This window comes from Candidatus Binatus sp., from assembly GCF_036567905.1.
In the GTDB taxonomy this organism is placed as follows: domain Bacteria; phylum Desulfobacterota; class Binatia; order Binatales; family Binataceae; genus Binatus.
In genome coordinates this window covers 1-17,948 of the sequence record NZ_DATCTO010000002.1, presented here as the reverse complement: position 1 = coordinate 17,948, position 17,948 = coordinate 1, and the positions used below count along the sequence as shown (strand labels likewise).

At 61.3% G+C, this 17,948-nt stretch carries 16 protein-coding genes; 10 read left to right on the top strand and 6 right to left on the bottom strand.

What is annotated here, in order from left to right; genetic code table 11:
• Positions 1 to 38: 38 nt before the first annotated feature.
• Genes fsa through VIO10_RS00155 form a run of 3 tightly spaced genes read right to left on the bottom strand, consistent with a single transcriptional unit; the run spans position 39 to position 2,454 of the window.
• The gene (gene fsa, locus VIO10_RS00165) at positions 39 to 689 is read right to left on the bottom strand and encodes a fructose-6-phosphate aldolase (protein WP_331957770.1); all 651 of its coding nucleotides are present in this window, start codon (positions 687 to 689) and stop codon (positions 39 to 41) included.
• On the bottom strand, positions 686 to 1,240 hold the full coding sequence (gene folK / locus VIO10_RS00160) for a 2-amino-4-hydroxy-6-hydroxymethyldihydropteridine diphosphokinase (RefSeq protein WP_331957768.1): 555 nt from the start codon (positions 1,238 to 1,240) through the stop codon (positions 686 to 688). Before folK ends, fsa begins: the two co-directional genes overlap by 4 nt.
• 8 nt (positions 1,241 to 1,248) lie before the next feature.
• On the bottom strand, positions 1,249 to 2,454 hold the full coding sequence (locus VIO10_RS00155) for an LL-diaminopimelate aminotransferase (protein ID WP_331957767.1): 1,206 nt from the start codon (positions 2,452 to 2,454) through the stop codon (positions 1,249 to 1,251).
• A 188-nt stretch (positions 2,455 to 2,642) separates the two neighbouring features.
• Here VIO10_RS00155 and VIO10_RS00150 point away from each other — a divergent pair, with 188 nt between their 5' ends.
• Genes VIO10_RS00150 through VIO10_RS00110 form a run of 9 tightly spaced genes read left to right on the top strand, consistent with a single transcriptional unit; the run spans position 2,643 to position 13,903 of the window.
• Positions 2,643 to 3,188, top strand: a complete 546-nt coding sequence (locus VIO10_RS00150; protein ID WP_331957766.1) for a cytochrome c3 family protein — start codon at positions 2,643 to 2,645, stop codon at positions 3,186 to 3,188.
• 20 nt (positions 3,189 to 3,208) lie between these two features.
• Positions 3,209 to 6,127, top strand: a complete 2,919-nt coding sequence (locus VIO10_RS00145) for a molybdopterin-dependent oxidoreductase (RefSeq protein WP_331957764.1) — start codon at positions 3,209 to 3,211, stop codon at positions 6,125 to 6,127.
• A 1-nt stretch (position 6,128) separates the two neighbouring features.
• Positions 6,129 to 7,487, top strand: a complete 1,359-nt coding sequence (gene nrfD, locus VIO10_RS00140) for an NrfD/PsrC family molybdoenzyme membrane anchor subunit (protein WP_331957762.1) — start codon at positions 6,129 to 6,131, stop codon at positions 7,485 to 7,487.
• A complete protein-coding gene (locus VIO10_RS00135) occupies positions 7,484 to 8,005 on the top strand; it encodes a DUF3341 domain-containing protein (protein ID WP_331957760.1) in 522 nt (173 codons plus the stop codon). The genes nrfD and VIO10_RS00135 overlap by 4 nt, the downstream gene beginning before the upstream one ends.
• Complete coding sequence (locus VIO10_RS00130; protein ID WP_331957758.1) at positions 8,002 to 9,222, top strand: hypothetical protein; 1,221 nt, start codon at positions 8,002 to 8,004, stop codon at positions 9,220 to 9,222. Before VIO10_RS00135 ends, VIO10_RS00130 begins: the two co-directional genes overlap by 4 nt.
• 47 nt (positions 9,223 to 9,269) lie before the next feature.
• On the top strand, positions 9,270 to 10,247 hold the full coding sequence (gene coxB, locus VIO10_RS00125; protein ID WP_331957756.1) for a cytochrome c oxidase subunit II: 978 nt from the start codon (positions 9,270 to 9,272) through the stop codon (positions 10,245 to 10,247).
• Positions 10,248 to 10,257: 10 nt separating this feature from the next.
• A complete protein-coding gene (gene ctaD, locus VIO10_RS00120; protein ID WP_331957754.1) occupies positions 10,258 to 12,735 on the top strand; it encodes a cytochrome c oxidase subunit I in 2,478 nt (825 codons plus the stop codon).
• On the top strand, positions 12,732 to 13,061 hold the full coding sequence (locus VIO10_RS00115) for a cytochrome C oxidase subunit IV family protein (protein WP_331957753.1): 330 nt from the start codon (positions 12,732 to 12,734) through the stop codon (positions 13,059 to 13,061). The genes ctaD and VIO10_RS00115 overlap by 4 nt, the downstream gene beginning before the upstream one ends.
• 23 nt (positions 13,062 to 13,084) lie before the next feature.
• A complete protein-coding gene (locus tag VIO10_RS00110) occupies positions 13,085 to 13,903 on the top strand; it encodes a cytochrome c oxidase assembly protein (RefSeq protein WP_331957751.1) in 819 nt (272 codons plus the stop codon).
• Positions 13,904 to 13,911: 8 nt separating this feature from the next.
• Here the strand turns inward: VIO10_RS00110 and VIO10_RS00105 are convergent, their stop codons facing one another.
• Positions 13,912 to 15,246 carry a hypothetical protein gene (locus VIO10_RS00105; RefSeq protein ID WP_331957749.1) on the bottom strand — a complete coding sequence of 445 codons (1,335 nt, stop codon included), beginning with the start codon at positions 15,244 to 15,246 and terminating at the stop codon, positions 13,912 to 13,914.
• A gap of 253 nt (positions 15,247 to 15,499) precedes the next feature.
• On the opposite strand from VIO10_RS00105, the gene VIO10_RS00100 reads away from it, so the two are divergent.
• A complete protein-coding gene (locus VIO10_RS00100) occupies positions 15,500 to 16,540 on the top strand; it encodes a hypothetical protein (protein WP_331957747.1) in 1,041 nt (346 codons plus the stop codon).
• 8 nt (positions 16,541 to 16,548) lie between these two features.
• On the opposite strand, the gene dapB is transcribed toward VIO10_RS00100, so the two are convergent.
• Together dapB and VIO10_RS00090 are read right to left on the bottom strand one after the other, a co-directional pair.
• The gene (gene dapB, locus VIO10_RS00095; RefSeq protein ID WP_331957745.1) at positions 16,549 to 17,346 is read right to left on the bottom strand and encodes a 4-hydroxy-tetrahydrodipicolinate reductase; all 798 of its coding nucleotides are present in this window, start codon (positions 17,344 to 17,346) and stop codon (positions 16,549 to 16,551) included.
• A gap of 53 nt (positions 17,347 to 17,399) precedes the next feature.
• On the bottom strand, positions 17,400 to 17,666 hold the full coding sequence (locus VIO10_RS00090) for a hypothetical protein (protein WP_331957743.1): 267 nt from the start codon (positions 17,664 to 17,666) through the stop codon (positions 17,400 to 17,402).
• Positions 17,667 to 17,948: the final 282 nt, after the last annotated feature.

Sequence of the window (17,948 nt, the reverse complement as noted above, 5' to 3'; positions counted from 1 at the left end):
CGGGCGGCCTTAACACTGGGTGCAGGGGTCACCCCTGCTCAGATCTTCTGGTTGGTCTTGCGCCAGTCGGCGAGGAAGCGCTCGAGCCCGAGATCCGTCAGCGGATGATGCAGCGTCTGCTTGAGCACTGCGAACGGCACGGTCGCGATATCGGCGCCGACCGCAGCCGCGCGCAGCAGATGGGTCGTGTTGCGCACCGACGCGACCAGCACCTCGGCCGGATAGTCGTAGTTCGACAGTATCTGCACCATATCCTCGACGATCGCGAATCCGTCCTGTCCGATGTCATCGAGCCGTCCGATAAACGGCGACAGAAACGAGGCGCCGACTTTGGCCGCCGCGAGCGCCTGGAGAGGCGTGAAGATGAGGGTGACGTTGACGCGGATGCCGCTTTTGGCGAGCGCGTGGGTCGCCTTGAGGCCTTCGATGATCATCGGGCACTTGACGACGATGTTCTTGTGGACCTTGGCGAGCTTTTCGCCCTCTTCGATCATCGCGGAAGCTTCAGTCGAGATGACCTCGGCGCTGATCGGTCCGTCCACGATTTCGCAAATCTCGCGCAGCACGTCGTGATACGGGCGCCCGGTCTTCGCCATCAAGGACGGATTGGTGGTGACTCCGTCGATGATTCCCCAGCTGGCGGCCTCGCGAATCTCGGCGACCTCTGCGGTGTCGATAAAATATTTCATCGGGTGGCTGCCTCGCGTTTGGACGATTGCGGCCTCAGCAGGTCCGCTCGTGCCAGACTAACACGAAACGGCGACTTAAGTCCCGCGAGCATCTCGGAAATCGATGCGTTGAGTTTCGGATGGATCAGCGCGGGCGCCAGCTCGCTCATCGGGGCGAGCACAAAGCGGCGCTCATGCAGGCGCGGATGCGGCACCTTGAGGATTCGGGTGTCGATGGTTTCTTTGTTGAAGAACAGCAAATCAAGGTCGATGATTCGCGGCCGGTACTTGCCGCGGGATTGCTTGCGTCCCTTGACGCGCTTGCGGCCCATGATTCGCTCGAGCGCGAGCAGGCGGCGCATCAGAACTTCGGCGGGCAGCTCAGTCTCGACTTCGACGACGCCGTTTAGAAACGCGCCCTTGAGATCGCCCATCGGTTCGGTCTCGTAGATCGAGGATTGGCGCACGATCCTCGTTTCCGGGATCGCAGCGATCCGCGCAATCGCCTCGCGATAATTGGCGGCTCGATCGCCTAGGTTACTGCCTATTCCGATGAAAGCCCGATTGGGCATCCTTGCCGTTAAAACCGCAACGCTTTTAGTCGGTCCACCGCCTCGACCAACCGTTCGCTCGACACCGTAAGCGAGAAGCGAACGTATCCCTCACCACCCTTGCCGAATCCGGAGCCGGGCGTAATCGCGACGCCGGCTTGCTTCAATACGCGCTCGGTAAATGAAACCGAGGTGTAACCGCGCGGAACTTTGGCCCAGACGTAAAAGGTCGCCCGCGGCTCCTCGCATTCCAGCCCGAGCGCGCGGATCGATCGGACCAGCAGGTCGCGGCGTTGCTTGTAGATCGCACAATATTCGGCGAGCTGGTCGCCGTCGCCCCCTTCCAGGCCGGTGATCGCGGCTTCCTGCACCGCCTGGAAAACGCCCGAATCCATGTTGGTCTTGACCTTGCCGAGCGCGCCGATCAACTGGGCATTGCCGATCGCGAAGCCGACGCGCCATCCGGTCATCGAAAACGTCTTCGATAACGAGTGGAACTCGATTGCGCATTCGCGCGAGCCTTCGGCCTGGAAAACGCTTGGGGCTCGATAGCCGTCGTAGGCAATTTCGGAGTAGGCGCTGTCGTGGGCGAGGATGATGTCGTGCTTGAGGCAGAATTTGACCGCATCGTTGAAAAACGAGAGGTCAACGGTCGCCGCGGTTGGATTGTTCGGATAGTTCAGCCACAGCATCCGGGCGCGGCGCGCCACTTCGGCGGGAATCGAGGCGAGATCGGGAACGAATCCGTTTCCTTTTCTGAGCGGCAGAAAATACGGCTCGCCTCCGTTGAAGACGCATCCCGAGTAGTACACCGGGTATCCGGGGTCGGGAATCAGCACGATGTCGCCGGGATCGACGACGGCGGTCGAGAAGTTTGCGATGCCTTCCTTGGAGCCAATCAGAGCGCAGACCTCGCGCTGAGGGTCGAAGCTGACGGCGAAGCGCCGCCGGTACCAATCCGCGGACGCATTGCGAAATCGCGGCAAGCCTTCGTAGTCGGGATAGCGGTGATTTATCGGGTCGTCGGCGGCGCGCTTGAGCGTCTCGACGATGTGACGCGGCGTGGGCAGGTCGGGGTCGCCAATCGACAGGCTGATAACGTCAACGCCCTTGCTTGCCACCTCCTTTTTCAGGCGGTCAAGCTCGGCAAAAAGGTAGGGCGGTAAAAGACCCAGTCGAGAAGCAGTCTTGATTTGCACCTGTTGAAACAGCCTCAGACCACAAGGCTTGGTCATAAGTAACATACTTTCCCGAGCGTCGAAACTACCTGGCGCAATAAATCGGCATTCTCGCACAACGGGAATCCACAGGTGCGCCGATCGATTGGACGCTCCAGCCCAGCGTGGAAAATTAACTCTACTTGATCGAAATCGATCGTGTTGTTAGAAAGCTTAACTGTTGAGTGGTGGCGCGGCGGCGCTGTTTGGGATTATTCACAAACCTGATCGTGAGCATGAATCGGATAGTGCTGCCGCTAGCCTTGGCGATGCTGGTGCTGGGCGGGTCAGTTATCGCGCTGTCGCAGCGGCCTTGGGCGCCCCGCGCAGACGTAGTTCAGCCGATCCCATTTAGCCATCGGGTACACGCTGGGGTGAACAAGATTCCCTGTTCGTACTGCCATGCCTATGCAAGCCGATCGTCTGAACCGGGCATTCCGCCGGTAGCCAAATGCGTGGGATGCCACGGCAACAGGACTGCGGGAGGCGGAATCCAGCCGGTGATGCGGCCGTGGACGGACGACACGCCGGCGGCGTTCGAGATTCAGTGGAATCGGGTGTACACGCTGCCCGACTTCGTGCGCTTCACGCATCGGCCGCATATTCATGCCGGCCTGCGATGCCAGGCTTGTCACGGCCCGGTGGAAACGATGGATCGCGTGGCGCCGGCCTTTGAAATCAACATGGGCTTCTGCGTTGACTGTCACACGGAGAAACAAGCGACGCTCGACTGCGTGGGCTGTCATCACTGAGTTGGTGAGTTAGGGAGTAGATGCGCAAGCGACCGTCGATATCCAGGCGATCATTCATCAAGCTGGCCGCGACTGCGGGTGCGGCGGCGGCGATCCCTGGCTGCGAGCCGGCGGCGAGGAAGCTGATCCCGTACGTCGTGCCCGACGAAAACGTAGTTCCCGGCGTGCCGAGTTTTTTTGCCACGACCTGTTCGGAGTGTCCGGCGGGATGCGGTGTGGTGGCGCGAATCCGGGAAGGGCGCGTCGTCAAGCTGGAGGGCAATCCGGCCGATCCAATCGGCCAGGGCTCCTTGTGCGCCCGGGGACAGGCGGCGCTGCAAGGCCTGTACAATCCCGATCGCCTTGCGCATCCGCAGGTTCGCGGCGACGACGGCGCGATCCGGACGGTTTCGTGGGACGAAGCGGACAAAATGCTCGGCGACAGGCTGGCGGCGGCGGCGAAGGCGGGCAAGGACCGCGTCGCGTTCTTCGGTTCGCCGCAAGGCCCGACCTTCAGAAAAATCGCGCTCGCGTTTCTCGGCGCCTATGGCTCGTCGCGCGCGATATTTTACGAGGCCATCAACCAGGAATCGGCGCGGGTTGCGGCGAAAACGATCTTCGGTCGGCGCGACCTGCCGTCGTATCGAATCGATCAGGCCGAAGTGCTGATTTCCTTCGGTGCGGACTTTCTCGAGACCTGGCAATCTCCGGTGGAACTCGCGCGTCAATACTCGCTGTTCCGCACGCCACATAAGCGGCGCGGCACGCTGGGCATTGGCCGCGCCATCTACGTCGGCCCGCGGCTGGGCATGACGGCGTCGAAGTGCGACGACTGGATCGCGACTGCTCCGGGTGCGGAGGCCGATGTTGCGTGGAGCGTGCTCAACGTTCTCGTCAAGCAGCGCTGGGTTTCGCAGAACTCGGGCTTCGATCTCGCGGCGCTCGCCAAGGCGGTCGCGAATTTCGATCCGGCTGCCGTGAGCGCGCGCACCGGTGTGCCCGTGGAAACTATTCTCAGTCTCGGCGAGACGTTCGGCAGGGCGGACGGCGGGCTGGCAATCGCGGGCACGGACGATTCGTCGGCTCATCTTGCGGCGATGATCCTCAACGCGGTCACCGGCAATTTCGGCAAGACCGTGATGTTCCTCGAAGGCTCGCCAGCCGAAGAAACCAGCACGCCGGATGAAGTGGACGCGGCGGTTGACGCGATGCGCGACGGCAAGATCGACGCGGTGTTCATCGCCGGCGCAAACCCGATCTTCACGATGCCCGCGTCGGCGCGAATGGCCGAGGCGATCGGGAAAGTTCCGTTCGTGGTGTGGGCGGGAGGCGTGCCCGACGAGACCGCCGCGATGGCGAGTCTTCTCCTGCCAGCGCATCATCCACTCGAATCATGGCGTGACACGGCGCCGCGGGCGGGAATCCGCGGACTGGGACAGCCGGTGATGCAGCCGGTGTTCGACAGCAAGCCGGTCGGCGATATCCTGCTTGCGGCGGCCGCGGGATCATCGAGCGCGAAACTTCCGTGGGCCAGCGCCGCAGAGGCGGTCAAAGCTGAATGGTTGGCGCTGGCTCCCAAAGCAGATGGCGCCGATCCCGAAGATTTTTGGGTAAGCGTCCGGCGCGAAGGCGGATTGTTCGAGGAACAGCATCTCTCGGCGCTCAGCCTCGACACCTCTCCGTTCAAGGCGCCCGTGCCGGTCGCGGCTCAGTCGGAACTTTCCGTTTACGCCTATCCACACCTGTTTCTTTACGACGGCCGCGGCGCCGACAAGCCGTGGCTGCAGGAATTGCCCGAGCCGGTCGCGCAGATCGTGTGGGACAGCTGGGCCGAGATACATCCCGAGACGGCGCGCAAGCTCGGCGTCGCCAAGGACGACGTCATCGAGATCAAAACGGAGCACGGCGCGATCGAGGTGCCGGTGCTGGTGGAGAGCACTGTTCGTCCGGGAGTGATCGCGGTTCCTTTGGGGCAGGGGCACCGCGCTTACGGCCGTTATGCAAAAGACGTCGGTGCAAATGCGTGGGCGATATTGGCGGCGGGCGCGACCAGCGCCGCCGCGACCGCGCGCGCGACCGGCAAGACCCGCACGCTCGTTTCACCGCTGGGCAACAGCGACATGATGGGCCGATCGATCGTCGAGGCGATGAGCATCGAGCAGTTGGCGCGCGGCGTGGTTCCCAGGAGCGAGGCCCAGGAAGTCACCGGGCCGTTCGAAATGTACCCGCCCTGGAAATATCCCCGGCACAAATGGGGCATGACGATCGACGTCAATGCGTGCACCGGATGCAGCGCGTGCGTGACCGCGTGCTACGCGGAGAACAATGTCCCGACGGTAGGCAAGGACGGGGTTGATAGCGGCCGAATCATGTCGTGGATACGCATCGAGCGTTACTTCCCGCCAGCCGGGGAAGCGGCGCAAGCGCCGCAGCTCTACCTCGCGCCGATGCTGTGTCAGCAGTGCGATCACGCGCCGTGCGAGCCGGTTTGCCCGGTGTTTGCGTCGTATCACACCGAAGAAGGCCTCAACGGCCAGGTTTACAATCGATGCGTCGGCACGCGCTATTGCCAAAACAACTGTCCGTACAAGGTGCGCCGATTCAACTGGTTCGTGCCGGAATGGCCCGCGCCGCTGAACCTGCAACTCAATCCCGACGTGACGGTGCGCGGCGCCGGGGTGATGGAGAAATGCACGTTCTGCGTGCAGCGAATCCAGTTCGCCGAGCTCAACGCCAGGACTGAAGATCGCGAGCTGCGCGACGGCGAGATCGTCACGGCCTGCCAGCAGGCGTGCCCGACGCGCGCAATCACGTTTGGCGACAGCAACGATCCCGCCAGCGCGATGATGCGCCGGCGCGAGGACAACAAGCTGCGCAACTATCGCGCGCTCGAAGAGCTCAACACGCAACCGGCTATCACGTATCTGCGCGATCTCTATCGCGAGAAGGGAAAGGCCTGAAGTGGCAGCGGCGCCGAAGATACCGTTCGAGCCGAGTTACCGCGACATCGATCGCAGCGTGCTGCGGGTGATGGAGCCGGCCGGCCCCGCGTACTGGGCGTGGATCGGACTGTGCTTCACGCTGGTGGCGATCGCCGCCGCATTGTGGGTTCGCCAGATCTACACAGGGCTGGGCGTGACCGGACTTCGCCAGCCCGTGATGTGGGCAATCTACATTACTAACTTCGTTTTCTGGGTCGGTATCGCGCACTCGGGGACGTTGATCTCCGCGATTCTGTTTTTGTTCCGCACCAAGTGGCGCACCGCGGTTTATCGCGCCGCGGAAACGATGACGATATTTGCAGTCGCGACGGCAGGGTTGTTCCCGCTGGTCCATCTCGGCCGCGTATGGTTTTTCTACTGGCTATTGCCATACCCTAATGAGCGATACCTACAGCCCGACTTCCGCTCGCCACTAGTGTGGGACGCTTTCGCAGTAAGTACCTATCTGACTATTAGCGCGCTGTTCTGGACGATGGGACTGATTCCCGACATCGCAAACGCGCGCGAGGCCGCGACTGGATGGCGCAAGAAGTTCTACACGGTGCTCGCCATGGGATGGCAGGGAACCGATCGCCAATGGCGGCATTACTCAATGGCGTACCTGCTGATGGCGGGGCTGGCGACTCCGCTGGTGATCTCGGTCCACTCGGTGGTGTCGTGGGACTTCGCGATGGCGATAAACCCGGGCTGGCACAGCACGATTTTCGCGCCATACTTCGTTGCCGGCGCGATTTTTTCCGGCGTCGCGATGGTCATCACGCTGCTAATCCCGATGCGCAAGCTGCTGGGTATCGAGGACCTGCTGACGGAGTGGCATTTTGACAATCTTGCCAAGGTCGTGCTGCTGACCTCGCTGGTAGTCTCGTACGCGTACATTACGGAAGCCTTTATGACCTGGTACGCGGGCGATCCGATCGAGCAAATGACTTTCCACATGCGCTACTTCGGGCCGTGGGGATGGATGTACTGGGTAATGGTCTCGTGCAACTGCGTAATACCATTGTTGCTATTTTCCCCGCGCATCCGGGTTAACATGAGGGCGCTCTGGATAATCACAATATTCGTGAACATCGGGATGTGGTTCGAGCGGTTTGTGATTATCGCGGGTTCGCTGACGGCGAACTTCGATCCTTCGCAATGGGGCAGTTACCGTCCGTCGGTCACTGAAATCATGATCACGGTCGGCAGCTTCGCGTGGTTCCTGGGGCTGTTCTCGTTGTTTTCCAGGTTCCTGCCGATCATATCGATGACGGAACTTAAAGAAGGAATCGTCTGGCTGCGCAAGGCGCTCAAGATGGATCGAGTCAAAGCCGCATGAGCACGATAGCGATCATAAGTTCGTTTGCGGACGACACTCGCTGCGCGCAAGCGATCGAGGAGCTGCGCGCGGCGCAGGTCGGCGATTTCAATACGTTCTCGCCGATCCCGAGCCACAAAATCGAACATGCAATCGGCCGGCCGAAGAGCCCGGTGCGATGGCTGGTGCTGGTGGGCGGAATTACCGGCGTTCTTACCGGACTCGCGATAACGATTGGAACAACTTACGAGTGGCGTCTCAACGCGGGCGGCAAACCGCTGCTGTCGTGGCCGCCGTTCATCGTGATCTGCTTCGAGTTGATGGTCCTGCTGGGCGGAATTTTCGGCTTCTTCGGGGTGCTGATGCTGTCGGGTGTGCCCACGACCGAGAGCGCGCCGGGGTACGACGGGCGCTTCGGCGAGGATCGATTCGGGATCGTGGTTCGATGTGACGAGGCGCAAGCGGCGCGTGTCGAGTCGATGCTGAAGGAATCGGGCGCGGAAGAAGTCGTTCGCGAAGACGAGGCGCAGCCGCGATGAGCACCGATCTTCAACGGGCGCATCGCGAACGCGCGGTGATGAAGCCGCGCGCCGTCGAGTCGGTGGCTGGCGCGACCATGAAGGCGGTGGCGGGCGCTATGATCGCGCTCGGCGCGATCGCGTTCGGGTTAGCGCTGTCGCGAGGCGGCGCCGCGATCGCATGGGAAGCCTATCTGGTCAACCTGCTGTTTTTCCTTGGCGTCGCGCAAGGCGCGGTGGTCGCCTCCGCGGCGTTCTATCTGACGCAGGCAAAGTGGGGCGGTTCGACGCCGTATCGGCTCGGCGAGGCGTTCGCGCCATTTCTGTGGGTGGGATTTTTTCTGTTCTTCGGGCTGTACTTCGGCCGCAGCCTGATTTTCCCGTGGGTAACGCATCCGATAGCGCAGAAGGCGGCGTGGCTGAATACTCCGTTTCTTTTTGCACGTGATGGAATCGGGCTCGGCGTGATGGCTGCGGCGAGCTTCGCGTTTATTCGCGTCTCGCGTGGTGATGGCGCACGGGCGTGGACGATTGCGACCGACGAGATCGAGTTGCCGCCGCATTCGATACGAGTGTTGGCTCCGCTGGTCGCGGTCCTGTTCGCGGCGGTCTATTCGCTGATTGCATTCGATTTGGTCATGTCGCTCGCGCCGGTCTGGCGCAGCACGCTTTTCGGCTGGTATTTTTTCGCCGGGTGTTTCTGGAGTGGATTGACTGCGATGGCTCTCACAGCGGCCGTGCTCCGCGGTCGTTTGGGCGGGAACAACCTGTTCACGAATCCCACCGTCATGCACGACTTTGGCAAGATGGTCTTCGCGTTCTCGGTGTTCTGGATTTATCTGCTGTTCGCACAGTACATTGTGATCTGGTACGGCGATCTGCCGGTCGAAACTTTCTTTATCGTTCAACGGGCACATCACCTGCCGTGGTCGCCGCTATCGGTGGCGTGCCTGGTTTTGATCTGGCTGATTCCATTTGCGGCGCTGATGAGCGTACGGGCCAAAAAAAACCCGGTAGTTCTCGGCACGGTGGCGGGACTGGGGCTGGCCGGGATGTGGCTCGAGCGTTACGTGCTGGTGGTTCCGTCGCTGTCGCTCGACGCGATCCCGTTTGGCGCCACGCAACTGCTGATCTCGATCGGTTTCCTGGGCGCATTTCTCCTGTCGGCAGTGCCGGGACTGAACCGCGTCGCGCAGGCCGCGACCTCGGGAGAACCGGTTGGAGACGACGCGGAATGATCGGGCGCGGTTCAAATAGGCATTCGATCGCGACGATAGTTCTACAAGTGGCTATTGCACTGGCTATTGCAGGATGCTCGGCGAGCGGCCATCCGATGACGACGCTCGCGCCAAAGTCGAATCTGGCGCAGTGGATTCAAAATCTTTTCATCGAGGTGACGGTGTGGGACGCGATCATCCTGGCGATCGTGGTCTGCGCGTTTATCCTGGCGGTGTTCGTCTTCTCGTCTCGAGTAGGCGAAGCCGCGCCTGCGTCGGCTGCGTCGTCCGATCTGGGTTTGGAAATTGCGTGGACGCTTGGACCCACGCTCGTGTTGGTGATGATCTCGGTACCGACGATTCGGACGATCTTTCGCTCGCAGCCGGCGCTCGCACCCGCGGGGGCGCTGGAGATCAAAGTAGTAGCGCATCAATGGTGGTGGGAGTTTCAGTATCCTGACGGCGCGAAGACCGCCAACGAACTGCACATTCCGGCCGACCGGCCGATTCGCCTGTTACTGGAATCGGCCGACATCATACATAGCTTCTGGGTCCCGCAACTCGGCGGCAAACGCGACGTGGTGCCCGGTCAAATCAACGAGCTGACATTCGTTGCGACGGTGCCGGGAATGTATCCAGGACAATGCGCGGAGTTTTGCGGCCTGTCGCACGCGAACATGCGCTTTCGAGTGTTTGTCGATTTGCCGGATGATTTCGCGAAGTGGGATAGGGCGCAGCTGGCCGGTCCGGCCGCAACTCCGGCCACCGATCTGTTGGCGTCAAACGGCGCAAAGATTTTTGCCAACAGTCCGTGCACGACCTGCCACATGATCCGGGGCATCTCGAAGGGGTATATCGGACCTGACCTGACCCATTTCGGCAGCCGCACGACGCTGGCCGCCGGGGTGCTGAAGAACACGCCGGAAAACGTCGCGAAGTGGATCGGGAATCCACAGGAAACCAAGCCGGGCGCGAACATGCCGGCGCTGCTGCTGCCGGGGCCAAAGATGAACGCCCTGGTCGCGTATCTCGAGGGTCTGAAATAGGGAGCGTCGAATGGCTGCCCAGCCGAAACCATTGCCAGTGCATCAGCCGAGCTACCTTGAAGGTGGCGGGATACTCGGATGGCTGACGACGATCGATCACAAGCGTGTCGCCGTGATGTACCTCGTCAGCGCGCTGTTTTTCCTGGCGCTCGGCGGATTCGAAGCGATGGCGATTCGCGTACAGCTGTGGCGTCCCGACAATCACGTGCTGTCGGCGGCGATCTACAACGCGTTTTTCACGATGCACGGGACGACGATGATCTTCCTGGTCGTGATGCCGCTGCTGCTCGGATTTTTCGGCAACTTCCTGATCCCGCTACAGATCGGCGCACGCGACGTCGCGTTTCCGCGGCTCAATGCACTGAGCTTCTGGCTGGCGCTGGTCGCGGGAATCCTGCTTCACCTCGGCTGGATTCGTGGCGGACTTCCCGATGCGGGATGGTTCGGTTACGCGAACCTGACCGAGCGGTACTTCACGCCAGGACTCGCGATCGATTGGTGGGTGATCGGGCTGCTGGTGTCAGGCACTTCGACGGTGCTCACAGGCCTGAACTTTCTGACCACGATCATCGCGATGCGCGCGCCGGGCATGACGTATATGCGCATGCCGATGTTCATGTGGTCGCTGATGGTGACGTCGATCCTGATTCTGATCGCGTTTCCGGCGCTCACGATCGGACTGATCTTTCTGCTCTTCGATCGTTTCTTCGGCACGCATTTCTACGTCGCATCGGCGGGCGCCACCCCGATTCTGTGGCAGCACTTGTTCTGGCTGTTCGGTCATCCAGAAGTGTACATCATGGCGCTGCCGGCCTTTGGGATCATCTCGGAAGTCATTCCGACGTTCTCGCGCAAGCCGCTGTTCGGCTATCCCATGATGGCGTATTCGATCTGCCTGATCGCATTCCTGTCGTACGGGGTTTGGGGACACCATATGTTCGCGACGGGAATGGGCCCGGTCGCGGACTCGGCGTTTGCGATTACTTCGATGCTGATCGCAATTCCCACCGGGGTGAAGATCTTCAGTTGGATCGCGACTGTTTGGGGCGGTTCGCTGCGCATGACGACCGCATTCTATTTCGCGCTCGGGATGCTGCTCGAGTTCACGCTCGGCGGACTCAGCGGTGTCATGCACGCATCGGCGCCGATCGATCTCCAGCAGACGGACTCGTACTTCGTCGTCGCGCACTTTCACTACGTGCTGTTCGGCGGCGTGATGTTCACGATCCTCGCGGCATTCTATTACTGGTGGCCGAAGATCAGCGGCCGCATGCTCAGCGAGCGGCTTGGCAAGTGGCATTTTTGGGTGACCGTCGTTGGATTCAACCTCACGTTTTTTCCGATGCATATTCTCGGGATGTGGGGGATGCCGCGGCGCACTTACACGTACGGCGCCGGCATGGGTTGGACGCATCTCAACCAGCTCGAAACGATCGGCGCGTTCATTCTCGGCATCGCGTTCCTGCTTTTCTACGTCAACATTTTCAGAAGTCTCACCAGCCGGGGAGAGCGGGCGCCCGCTGATCCATGGGACGGACGCAGCCTCGAATGGTCCACGCCGTCGCCGCCGCCCGCGTACAATTTCGCGACGATCCCGCAAATCCGCGGCCGCGACGCGTGGTGGATTCTGAAATACGGGCGCGCCGGTTCGCGCGGCGTGGCAGCCTATATGTCGGGCCAGGCGCCGGCGCAACCGCAGCCCAGTCAGCCGGTTTCCGCCGAGGACATCCACATGCCGGCGCCTTCGATCTTCCCGCTGGTGTTGAGTCTTGGCGTGGGTGTGATGGGTCTCGGTCTCATCATCGACTGGTATCGCATCATCCTCATCGGCGCCGCGGTCACGATCCTGTCGATTGTCGGGATGGGATTCGAGTACGCAGACTTTGGCGAAGAATCGCACGATCCGGAGCACGCACCATCGTCGGGCGGAGTCGACGTACGCAAAATTGGCCTGTGGTCGTTCATCGGCTCGGAATGCGTGTTCTTCGCCAGCTTGATATCGACGTTCATCGTTTACAAATCGCGCAGCCTTGCCGGACCCGGCCCGAAAATCCTCAACATCCCACTGACCTCGTTCAGCACTTTCATCTTGCTGATGAGTTCGTTGCTGATGGTGCTGGCGCTCGCGGCCACGCAGCGCGGCGACAAGCGATGGGAGCGAATCTGGCTCGGCGGCGTAATCGCATTCGGGCTGATTTTCCTTGGCGGCCAGGTTTACGAGTTCACCAGCTTCTACCGCGAGGGCATGGGGCTCACGACCAACCTGTTCTCGCAGTCGTTCTTTGTGCTGGTCGGATTTCACGGCGCGCACGTCGCGATCGGAGTGCTGTGGCTGTCGGTGCTGTTGGCGGCGGCGATGACGGACAAGCTCGGCCAGTCGCGCGCGCTATCGGTCGAGCTCGCGGGACTTTACTGGCATTTCGTCGACGTAGTGTGGATCATCATCTTTACCCTCGTCTATCTGATGCAGGCGGTGCCTGGAGCATGAGCGATATCGCAGACGCCCACGGCGGGCAGATTCATCATCCCGGTGCGGCGACCTACCTGATCATCGCCGCGTTCCTCGTCGTATTGACGGCGATGGAGATCACGGTCTTTTACGTGCATGCGCTCCATCCCGTGCTGGTGCCGCTGTTGATCGTACTGGCTGCCGCCAAGTTCGCGCTGGTCGTGATGTTCTACATGCATTTGAAGTATGATCGATGGCTGCTGACGGGAGTGTTCATCTTCCCGTTGATAATTGCGACGCTTTTGCTGGTCTCGCTAATTTTGCTGTTCTCATATCTGTCCGGTCACATGGCGCCGGTCGGATAGCCGCTCGGCGAGCATCTTGGACGATGGACATCTTCGGAGAACATCCGAGCATACCGATAGGCGTCGCGATCCTGATCGCGATTTACCTCGGCGCATGCCGCGCAGCCGGCCGCAAACCGACGCGGCGTCAGGCGATGTGGTTCGCGCTCGCGATGGGCGCGATTTTATTCACCCAAACCGAACTCGATGAACTTGCCGATGCGCGACTCTTTTCGATGCACATGCTGCAGCATCTGATGCAGACTTTCGTGATTCCGCCGCTAATTCTGCTGGGGACGCCGGGCTGGATGCTGGCGCCGTGGATGCTCAGCCGGCCGATCAAGCCCATCGCGCGTTTGCTCACAAATCCGGTAGTCGCGTTCCTGATTTTTTCGGCGGTCTTCGTCACCGCGCACTTTCCGCCGATCTTCGATCAGATGTGTCGCGACGAGAATTTTCACATTTTCGTGCACGTCCTCTTTATGGCGTCCGGCCTGCTGCTGTGGTGGCCGATTCTGAGTCAGATCCCCGAGCTGCCGCGGCTCTCCTACCCGGCGCAGATCCTTTATCTGTTCCTCCTGATGATCCCGATGACCGCGGTGGCCGCGCCGATCACCCTGGCGACCAAAGTGATTTATCCGTGGTACACCGAGGGCGCGCACGGATGGGGCCTCACGGCGATCGACGACCAGGTGCTGGGCGGGCTGATCATGTGGATCGGGCAGGGCACCTATCTGATGATCGTTTTCACCTTCATCTTCTATCGGTGGTCGCAGCGCGAAGACCGCGATATTTCGGTTCCGCCCGAAGCGACGACTCCGGAGCTTCGCGTGCTGCGATCGCGTCGCGTCGCCGGTTCGTAGAGTCGCGGCTACGAAGGAAGGATGCGCAAATCCGTCCGCGCAGCGGACGGCATCGTTGCGCGATAGGCGAAGCTGAGCGTCCAAAGCGTCACCGCCGAGTACACGATTCCGCCGGCCGCGATGCATGCCGAGCCGGCGACCGCGAGATCGATCGACCCTGCCAGCAGGCCGCCGGCAACCATCGCGACCCCGAGGTTATACGCGATGAAGACCAACGGCCGCGTCCGCGGAATCGATAGTTCCGCGATCGTAACCGCCGGCCATCCAGCCCCCGTCCGCGCACGTGCAACGAATCCCGGAAAGAGCTGATACGACATTCCGATGATGAAATTCGAAATCCATCCGAGCAGACCCATCACGCCGTAAGCCGCCGCGATGCGGCTGCCATATTCGCCGTCGGCGCCGGTGACGGTGAGCGCGAGACCCATCGCGATCGCAATCACGAGCCAGCAGACTCCGCAAATCGCATGACGCGACGTCCAATCGAGTGGCATCCGTCGCGTGAGCACCAGCCTTCCGATGGTGAAGATGTACGCGAGCAGGGACGCTGCGATCACGCTGCTCCATAGAGTCACGCCGGCGACCCCGCTCAGCAGAGTCACTCCGAGTCCGACGATTCCAATCGTCAGCGCGTAGAGTTGCCAGATCGCGGCCGCGGGGAGTTCGATCTTCGGCAGCAAAAACGCGGGTAGCATCCGGTAGGATACGGCGCAGATGGTCAGCGTTACCCATCCGAGCGCGGCGAAATGTACGTGACTGGAAAGATTCGTCAGCACGCTGCCGCCAAGGAAATCGTAAGTCTTGTCGAGCCCGAGCGTGAGTCCAATCGCAGCCGCGAGTACCAGAAAGCACACGCCCAAAAACATCCCCGTTTCGGCAACGCCGCGTCCGACCTGCGCCCACAGACACGGGATGATCTCAGCGGCGAACATCAAAACGCTTATCACCACCGCGATCGCCGCGAGCCAGAGTCCAAGCCAGATTCCAATCTCGAAATGCGCGATCATCCCCAAAACGCCGATCACGTACAGCACGAGTTGCGCGAACGCCATGCGCGGGTACGGGACCGGATGGTGCGTGAGCGCCGGGACGTAGCGATACATCACGCCCATCATTGCCGCGGTGATCCACCCAAGCGTGAACGTATGCACCAGCGCCAGCGGCCTCATTTGATAGAAAAACGCGGCGACGTCCGTGATTACGAATGGCATCGCGGCGACGCCAACGGCGAAAAACGCGACCGCGACCGCAAAAAAATGGATCGGTATGCGGCCGATCCGGAGCAGGTCGGGATGACTCAGATACTCGTGATGATCAGCGGCTCGCGCTGCTTTGGGAGCCAATGCCGGCGAAGAGCCCGAGGCTGCAGATCGTTCTGTTGTTTCAAGTCTGTCGGGCATGACGCGAAAACCATTGCATCTTATCCTGCAGCCGGCCGCCGAGCTAAGTCCGCGACGAGGGGAAAAAACACGCGAAAGGGGTTCGCGATGCTTGCCGCCCGCAGCTATTGACGTTAATAATGCTAATAGAGATTTTGTGCATTACTAATGGGCGAGTTTATCTCGGCGTGAATCGGCCGCTTGCGTGACGGTGAAGATGGCACACTCGAGGGCGCGGATCATCATCGATGGAGCGGTCGCGGGAATCATCGGCGCGCTGGTTGTTGCCGTCTGGTTTCTAATCTTCGATTTAATTCGCGGCCACGCATTTGAAACGCCGGCTCTGCTGGCGGCGACGATTCTGCATGGGTCGCATAGTCACGAGCTCCATCACGGGCTGAAGCTGCTGGCGCTGGAGTACTCGCTGATCCACTTCGGCGCGTTCATCGCGTTCGGCATAACCGGAGGATTGCTGCTCGAAGCCTGCGAGGCCGAGTTATCGCTGCTTTTTTCGCTGGCGATTTTTTTCCTTGCATTCGAAGTTTTCTTCATCGCGGTAGTTCTGTTCCTGGGCCCGAACGTGATGGTGGAACTGACCTGGTGGGGCATTATCGTCGGCAATCTGCTCGCCACGGCCGCGATGCTTTCATATTTCTTGTGGCGGCATCCTACGCTTGCGTGGCATCTGCTGGGTGGCTGGATCGCTGTCGCGCGCGAAGGTGTGACGGCCGGACTGGTGGGTGGGATCGTCGTCGCCATCTGGTTCATGGGCTACGACATCGCCTCGGGCAATTCGTTTCACACGCCGGCGATTCTCGGGGCGATGGTATTTCGTAACGCGAATGTGAGCGATGGTATTGCGGCGACGCTGCCGCTGGTGCTCGGCTACTCGATCCTGCATTTCTTCGCGTTCGCCATGTTCGGACTGGCGCTCGCGATTTTGCTTGCGGCGTCGGAATCGGAACCGTTCATGGTGCTCGGTGCGCTGTTGCTGCTCGCGGTGTTCGAGGTTTTCTTTGTCGGATTCGTTTCATTGATCGATCAGTCGGCGCTCGAAGCCCTGGGATGGTGGAAAATCGTCGCCGGAAATATCCTTGCGCTGATCGCGATGGCGACATACTTCATCCGCGGCCATCGTGGACTCGGCATCAAGCTGGTTGAGCGGTGGGCGATGCTCGACTATGAAGGCGCCGAGATGGGCGGCGAGCCGCCTGCACCGCCCGCGCGCGAGCCCGAAAGTCATCCGACACACCTTTAAGGGTCAGGCTAAATTCCGAGCACGTCGCGCATCGTGTAGAGGCCGGGCTTGCGACTTATGAGCCAGCCGGCGGCACGAAGCGCGCCGCGCGCGAGCGAGTCGCGGCTCTGCGCGCGATGAATCAATTCGAGGCGCTCGCCCTGCCCGCCGAAAATCACGGTATGGTCGCCGACTGCGTCGCCCGCGCGCATCGCGAGCACCGCAATCTTGCCGTCGGGCCTGACACCGGTGATTCCTTCGCGGCCGAACACCGCGTTGGAAGCGAAATCCACGCCGCGTGCCGATGCGATCGCCTTGCCAAGCGACAGCGCGGTGCCGCTGGGCGCATCGATTTTGGTGCGATGATGAATCTCGATAACTTCGGCGTCGAAGTCAGGAAGGATCGCGGCCACTTCGGCGACGATCTTGGCAAGCACGTTGACCCCGATACTCATGTTCGGTGCGATCACGGTGCGCGTCTTGCCCGCCAGTTCGCGCGCACGCCTTTCCATTTCGGGAGTGAAGCCGGTCGAGCCGATTACGATCGCAGCGCCCGCTTTCGATGCGACTTCGAGATGTTCCATCGAGGCGGTGGCCGTCGTGAAGTCCATCGTGACGGTGTCGGGCCGCGCGAGCGCCGCATAATCGTCGGTGATTGTTACGCCGAGCGGGCCTACGCCGGCCAACTCGCCCGCGTCGGTTCCGATCGCGCTGTTGCCGTGCGCTTCGAGCGCGCCGACGATTTTGTGCGCGGGATCGCGCGACGCAAGCGCGACCAGCAGCCGGCCCATCCGGCCCGCTGCTCCAGCTACGATTAGATTAGCCATCGGAATTCACTTTGCCCGCGTGACGCGGGCGGGGATGCGCAAGCGGTCGCGGCTCAGGCAGCCGGAGCCTCGGCGGGCGCGGCTTCGGCCGCCGGCGCCGCCGCTGCTTCGGCCGGCTTGCCGTGCTTGGCCTTGAAGTGTTCGTCGCACAGGCTGCTGGCGCCGTGGCGATGCTTGCGGCATTTCTCGAAGGTGCAGGTTTTGTAGCGTGCCTTGGGCATCTCACCGGCTTTCCAGAGCCGAAAATGCATCCGGCAGTAGCCCTTGCCGACCGCCTCGCGCGCGCAATCTTTCGCTTTGCAGTTTCCTTTGTTCGCCATGAATCCCTTCTTGGAGGCCGCTTTCCCGACGCGAGCAACGAACACGGGAGTTTGCGGCCGAGCAATTCATCTACCATAGTGTTTGGCGCCGCCGCTTCATAGAGCCCGCGCTTCCCCGGCACTGGCCGTGGCGACAGCAGCGCAGCGAATTAATACTGGCCCGTCGTGCCAACGACCGCCCGCCAACGGGCAGGGCTGAGCCCTGCACCCGGTATTAACGCCGCGCTCCGTTGTCGCGCGCGGTCTCTTCTATAGTGTGGTCGCGAAAAGATGCGCTGCGCA

Bases quoted from the DNA above. Each gene is read 5' to 3' on its own strand.
- fsa (WP_331957770.1), bottom strand. From the start codon at position 689: ATGAAATATTTTATCGACACCGCAGAGGTCGCCGAGATTCGCGAGGCC.
- folK (WP_331957768.1), bottom strand. From the start codon at position 1,240: ATGCCCAATCGGGCTTTCATCGGAATAGGCAGTAACCTAGGCGATCGA.
- VIO10_RS00155 (WP_331957767.1), bottom strand. From the start codon at position 2,454: ATGACCAAGCCTTGTGGTCTGAGGCTGTTTCAACAGGTGCAAATCAAG.
- VIO10_RS00145 (WP_331957764.1), top strand. From the start codon at position 3,209: ATGCGCAAGCGACCGTCGATATCCAGGCGATCATTCATCAAGCTGGCC.
- VIO10_RS00135 (WP_331957760.1), top strand. From the start codon at position 7,484: ATGAGCACGATAGCGATCATAAGTTCGTTTGCGGACGACACTCGCTGC.
- VIO10_RS00130 (WP_331957758.1), top strand. From the start codon at position 8,002: ATGAGCACCGATCTTCAACGGGCGCATCGCGAACGCGCGGTGATGAAG.
- ctaD (WP_331957754.1), top strand. From the start codon at position 10,258: ATGGCTGCCCAGCCGAAACCATTGCCAGTGCATCAGCCGAGCTACCTT.
- VIO10_RS00115 (WP_331957753.1), top strand. From the start codon at position 12,732: ATGAGCGATATCGCAGACGCCCACGGCGGGCAGATTCATCATCCCGGT.
- VIO10_RS00110 (WP_331957751.1), top strand. From the start codon at position 13,085: ATGGACATCTTCGGAGAACATCCGAGCATACCGATAGGCGTCGCGATC.
- VIO10_RS00100 (WP_331957747.1), top strand. From the start codon at position 15,500: ATGGCACACTCGAGGGCGCGGATCATCATCGATGGAGCGGTCGCGGGA.
- dapB (WP_331957745.1), bottom strand. From the start codon at position 17,346: ATGGCTAATCTAATCGTAGCTGGAGCAGCGGGCCGGATGGGCCGGCTG.
- VIO10_RS00090 (WP_331957743.1), bottom strand. From the start codon at position 17,666: ATGGCGAACAAAGGAAACTGCAAAGCGAAAGATTGCGCGCGCGAGGCG.